The sequence below is a fragment of the Pricia sp. genome, from assembly GCF_041745955.1.
Classification (GTDB): domain Bacteria; phylum Bacteroidota; class Bacteroidia; order Flavobacteriales; family Flavobacteriaceae; genus Pricia.
The window spans coordinates 1-5,363 of sequence record NZ_JBGTHY010000424.1; the positions used below are offsets into that span (position 1 = coordinate 1).

Below are 5,363 nucleotides of genomic sequence, written 5' to 3' on the forward strand. Positions count from 1 at the left end.
TGATCACCAGATATGCTTTTGAAGAATTGAAACTTATCCGAATCTTTGCAGGGGTTTTTGAGTACAATGTGGGTTCAATGCGTGTTTTAGAAAAGAATGGTTTTCTAAAAGAAGGTATCTCAAAAAAAGCGATTTTTAAGAACGGGAAATTCTGGGAAGAGCATAGATATGCGCTGCTCAATGAAAATTAATTACGATAGTATCCATAATAAGTCCCAAAGAAAATAATACGTAAAATGAAAGGCAATTAAATATTGAAAGAGACGGACAAACAGTTACAAAAATACTTTACAAAAGTCGTATATTAGTGGTTACCAGCTTACTATTATTTAAAATGAATTTTTCTAAAATTTATTAAGTATGCCATTATACATGGACTTTCATAAAATCGATTCGGACGCAATTACAGAAGAAGATATGTATAGAGCACATTTGAGGGATGTGGCAGTTCAAAATAAACATGGCTTGATATACAAGAGGTATTATCTGAATCTTCATCATAAAACAGCCTTTTGTTTAATGGAGAGCCCAAATAAAGAGGCATGTGTCGAAAGTCATAAAGAGGCTCATGGTGTTGGGGCATGTAACGTCATCGAGGTATCTCATCAGAATGAATTTATTCCTTATATGGGCGAGGGTAGTCAAAACGAACAGGATTTGGCGTTGACCTTATCAGGAGAAATCGATAGCGGCTTTCGGACAATTATGTTGGTAGATTTTTTGGAATTAATGGAAATCAAAGCATTGATGGCAACCAAGATTTCAGATTCCATTAAGAATTACCAGGGAAATGTTGTCAAGGTTCCTAGCGAAAGGTTCATGGCTTCTTTTGTCGATGCCTCTGATGCCGTAGCTTGTTCCATTGAAATAGCCAAGTACTTTGAAACTTTAAAGGGAAAAATGATATTCAGTATAGCCTTGTCCACCGGGAAACCAGTTGACGAGCATAGCACGGATTTGTTCGAAGAAACCAAAACGAAAGTAGAGGTCATGTCCAGACTTGGTTTCCAATTAGGAATATCCATGGATTTGGATACGAAAATCTCCGCTTTCAGAAGCAAGGATATTTCCAAAATAGATACAACTGGAATTACCGTTTTTGATCAAAGTTCATATATCGAAATCGAAAAATTGGATAAAGTACTACTAAAAAACCTGAATAATTCAGCTTTTAACAGTGATACGCTCGGCAGTCAGCTAGGTCTTAGCAAGACCCAAGCCTATCGAAAAATATCCTCTTTATTTGGAATGCCCCCTAATAAATTACTATCTGAACTACGTTTGATACATGCGGTCAGAGCCTTAAAAAAAAGAGATAAGACAGTTTCAGAAGTTGCCTATGATTCAGGTTTTAATAGTCCGACTTATTTTACAAGGGTATTTCGGAACAGATTTGATGTACTTCCCACTTTGATTTCCAAGTCAAAATTCAACTAACTCCAAAATTTCCTTTAAAAATGGTGGGTAGTAGAATTTGTTTCAGCTTTTGGAACAAAACCTAGAATATAAAAATGGAGAAGCAGTAAATGATGGTGAGGCAAATGAATCTTACGAACGAAGTGCTTTTGGTGCTATAACCGAAGTAGTAAAGTTCGATACAGAAGATTTCAAAGTCGCCGTTTATGGTGATGTAGCTAATATGACTTTTCAGTCTGATTTTCATTTAAAATTTGGAGATGATCTAGTTGTAGTTAATGAACAAACGACATTATTATTCGTGAGGACAAACAATGGATGGAAAATAGTTCACGAACACCATTCACCTTGGACACCATAAGGAAGTTAAAACGTGCCAAAAGCATCGGAATCGTAAATTGAAGGTTTCCATGTGTGGTAAGAAATCATAGGAGCGTAATATTGTCAAATAGTAACCGGCGATATGAAAAATTGTAAATTTTTTACCTCCGTAATTTTCCTGCTTGTCACTAATTTTAGTTGTAAGAATAAACAAAATACCGAAGCTATGAACACGCTCAAAAAATCCGAAAGAGAATTAAAAACGCTGGAACTTGATGGTTACAAAATCAGTTACCTCGATATCGGCGAAGGGGAACCTGTTGTGTTTGTTCACGGAACGATAAGTGATTACAGCGTTTGGGAAGCCCAAATGGATACTTTCTCAGAAAATTATCGCGTGATTGCTTTAAGCCGTAGATATGCCTATCCGAATGACCAAACCAACAGCAATTCAAAGGATTATTCAGTAAAAGCACATGCTAAAGACCTTGTCGGTTTTTTGCAAAAATTGAATGCTGGACCTGTCCATTTGGTAGGTCACTCCTTTGGTGGTTTCACTTCTATAATTTCAGCACTTGAACGCCCAGATTTAATTAAAAGTTTAACCCTTCTTGAACCTCCGGCAACCTCATTGTTAGAAAATTTACCTGAAGCAGAGGGATTAATGGCAGAATTTATTAACAACGTTGTAATTCCCGCCTCGAAGGCATTTAATGAGAATAATGATGAGGCGGCAACGGCCTTGTTTGTAGGGGGAGTGATGGGAGATAGTTTATATTTTGATAAGGCGCCTCAAAATGAAAAAGGAATGTGGCTGGCGAACATTCCTGAACTTAAGGCATATGCCTCGGGTGCTGATCTTTTGCCATTGCTAAACTGTCAAGATTTTGAGAAATTAAAAGTTCCCGTACTTCTAATAAAAGGGGAGCTTTCTCCAAAAATTTTCAGACTTGCTAGTGACCAACTTCATAAATGCATTCAAAACAGTACGCTTGAAGAGCTTCCGAATGCCTCTCATGGTTTACAACATCAAAATCCAGAAGGTTTTAATAAAATAGTCCTTGAATTTATCGAAAAACATCCAATGGATTAAAGCAACCGAACCATCCCTCACTTTCTGATGGAAATTCAAATATTAATAATTTGTATCTTGTAAATCAGTTAGATAACTTCCCTCGATAAAGTGCAATTCATTAATTCCACTAAAATGAAAAGATTTATCCTGCTATTATTATCGATTGTGTTATTCCAAAGTCTAGAGGCTCAAGAAGAGTTCAATACGTATTGATTAAAATATAGAATCTATGAAATGGATTTACTTTTTACCAGCGCTGATATTCCTCGGTTGCAATCAAAATATGGAAGAATTGTCTTCAGATAAAATAGTGCGAGTTAAAAAAGACATTATTCGTGTTTCAGAAAAACACGCACAAGATTTAGTAAATAAAGACTTCGAGGAAGTAATGAAATTTTATGGTGATGATAAAAATTTTATCATTTTTGGTGACGGCTATTATTGGGGCGGCCATGAAATAGTTGAAGGAATCTGGAAGGAATTTCTTGGTGACAAAAAGAAAATGCTGAAATGGGATTTGAAAAATCATAAAATCTATGTTTTTTCAAATGATGCAGTCTCTTATTTAGTTGAATTCAATAATGAAAGAGTAGAAGAAACTGGAGACACAACAATAGTAACTGGTTGTTTCACATATGGCATGAGAAAAATCGAAGACCAATGGAAGGCTGTTACTGTACATATCTCACACAATTATAAACCGGGATATGGTTTTGAAAGGTCACATGTTGGGTATGACGCAGAAAAAAATGGACGTAATTGGTGGAAATATTATTCTACGGAAGATGAAGAGGAAAATATGGAATAAGAAAATGTACTTCCAAAATGCCGTCAATTCATTGCGAATACGAACAGCTACATTTAAAGCACTAGCTCTCAGACATAAAAAAGCCTATGAAACGTATCATTTACTATGTCGCCACTTCAATCGATGGCTTTATCGCCGGCCCTAAAGACGATGCAAGCGGATTTACTGCTACCGGCGAAGGAGTGGCCAGATATTTAGAAGACTTAAAGGATTTCAAGACAGTAATCATGGGCAGGCGAACCTACGAGTTTGGCTATAAATATGGTTTGGAGCCCGGTCAACCCGCGTATTCGCACATGCAACATTATATTTTTTCAAAAACGTTGAAATTTAAAGACCAGAGCAACCAATAGACCCTTTGCGATTTGGACCTCGGCATCATCAAAGATTTGAAAAAACCTCGGAAACCGATATTTATCTATGCGGCGGCGGCAAGTTTGCCGGATGGTTGTTGGAAAACGAAATGATCGATATACTGAAAATAAAGCTAAATCCACTCATTTTAGGCGACGGTATCCGTATTTTTGGCACATCTTCAAAGGAATACCAATTAAAACTAATGCATAACGAGGTGTTCAATGAGGGCCTGTCGATTATTACCTACCAAGTCAATTATTAGATAATTAAAAATCGTATTTTCTTACATATTATACACAATTATCTGCATTAAATCCGCGTAAAATTTATGCTAACAGGTTTAGCTCCCCGTTTCGCCATGTATTTCATCCTAAAAAAACAAATGATATCGATTTTTGGTAGACCTGTTTAGGTAAATCCATCTATTCAGCTTATTTTTAGCGGCTTTGTCAAAAATTCCCCTTTAAAACCGTCCAGTATGAAAAGTAAATACAGCACTTGGTACCATCCGTATTCACCCGCAAAAGAATTCAACAAAAAAACCGCCTATTTTAGCATGGAATTTGGCATAGACCAAGGCCTGAAGACCTATTCGGGCGGATTGGGATTCTTGGCTGGATCACACATGCGCTCCGCCTTTGACATGAAACAGAATGTAATAGGCATCGGAATGTTGTGGAAATACGGCTATTACGATCAAGGCCGTAACCACGACCAGACCCTAAAAGTCAATTCGATAGAGAAAAACTACAGTTTTCTTGAAGATTCCGGATTGCAGGTCGAGGTAAGGATCAATGGTAATTCTTCGGTACAAGTCCGCGCCTTTGTGCTGAAACCGGAAGTGTCGGGAACGGCACCCCTCTATTTTTTGACCACCGATGTGGAGGGTAACGACTACCTTTCCCGAACGATTACCGACCGTCTATACGATGCCAACGATGATACCCGTATCGCCCAGAGCATTATTTTGGGCATCGGTGGCGCAAAGATTGTCGAGGCCTTGGGCGGTGCTGATGTATACCATCTAAACGAGGGACACGCCCTGCCGGCTTTCTATTATTTGCGCGACCGCGGGATTAAAAAGTCGCAGATGGTCTTTACTACCCATACCCCCGAAAAGGCGGGCAACGAGGAAAGGGGCGGGCATCAACTGAACGATTTTGGGTTTTTCGGAAGAAAGCTCTCGGAAAAGGAATTGAAAAAGGAAACCATCGATGGAGGCCTCTTGAATTATACCGTTTCCGCATTACGACTTTCCAAAAAAGCGAACGCGGTCTCAAAACTGCATGCCAAGGTCTCCCAAAACATGTGGAAGGATTTCAAGGGTATAGCCGAAATCATCCCCATTACAAACGCCCAAAACGACGGGTTTTGGCAGGACGGGGA

The 5,363-nt window shown here is 38.3% G+C and carries 8 protein-coding genes; all 8 read left to right on the forward strand.

What is annotated here, in order from left to right:
• Positions 1-191 (forward strand): GNAT family N-acetyltransferase (locus tag ACEW8S_RS15030; protein ID WP_373518944.1); only part of this gene is annotated, 191 nt, incomplete at its 5' end.
• Between the two features lie 169 nt (positions 192-360).
• Positions 361-1,437: a nickel-binding protein gene (locus tag ACEW8S_RS15035; RefSeq protein ID WP_373518945.1), complete on the forward strand. Its 1,077-nt coding sequence runs from the start codon at positions 361-363 to the stop codon at positions 1,435-1,437.
• 49 nt (positions 1,438-1,486) lie between these two features.
• A complete protein-coding gene (locus ACEW8S_RS15040; RefSeq protein WP_373518946.1) occupies positions 1,487-1,777 on the forward strand; it encodes a nuclear transport factor 2 family protein in 291 nt (96 codons plus the stop codon).
• A 186-nt stretch (positions 1,778-1,963) separates the two neighbouring features.
• Positions 1,964-2,830, forward strand: a complete 867-nt coding sequence (locus ACEW8S_RS15045; RefSeq protein ID WP_373518947.1) for an alpha/beta fold hydrolase — start codon at positions 1,964-1,966, stop codon at positions 2,828-2,830.
• A 211-nt stretch (positions 2,831-3,041) separates the two neighbouring features.
• Positions 3,042-3,620 (forward strand): nuclear transport factor 2 family protein, encoded by a 579-nt coding sequence (locus ACEW8S_RS15050; RefSeq protein WP_373518948.1) that lies wholly within the window; start codon positions 3,042-3,044, stop codon positions 3,618-3,620.
• Between the two features lie 86 nt (positions 3,621-3,706).
• Positions 3,707-3,973, forward strand: a complete 267-nt coding sequence (locus ACEW8S_RS15055) for a dihydrofolate reductase family protein (protein ID WP_373518949.1) — start codon at positions 3,707-3,709, stop codon at positions 3,971-3,973.
• 5 nt (positions 3,974-3,978) lie between these two features.
• Positions 3,979-4,239 carry a dihydrofolate reductase family protein gene (locus tag ACEW8S_RS15060; protein ID WP_373518950.1) on the forward strand — a complete coding sequence of 87 codons (261 nt, stop codon included), beginning with the start codon at positions 3,979-3,981 and terminating at the stop codon, positions 4,237-4,239.
• A gap of 216 nt (positions 4,240-4,455) precedes the next feature.
• A partial coding sequence (gene glgP / locus ACEW8S_RS15065; RefSeq protein WP_373518951.1) for an alpha-glucan family phosphorylase occupies positions 4,456-5,363 on the forward strand: 908 nt, incomplete at its 3' end.

Excerpts from the sequence above, each read along its gene's own strand:
- ACEW8S_RS15035 (WP_373518945.1), top strand. The coding sequence starts at position 361 with ATGCCATTATACATGGACTTTCATAAAATCGATTCGGACGCAATTACA.
- ACEW8S_RS15045 (WP_373518947.1), top strand. The coding sequence starts at position 1,964 with ATGAACACGCTCAAAAAATCCGAAAGAGAATTAAAAACGCTGGAACTT.
- ACEW8S_RS15050 (WP_373518948.1), top strand. The coding sequence starts at position 3,042 with ATGAAATGGATTTACTTTTTACCAGCGCTGATATTCCTCGGTTGCAAT.
- ACEW8S_RS15055 (WP_373518949.1), top strand. The coding sequence starts at position 3,707 with ATGAAACGTATCATTTACTATGTCGCCACTTCAATCGATGGCTTTATC.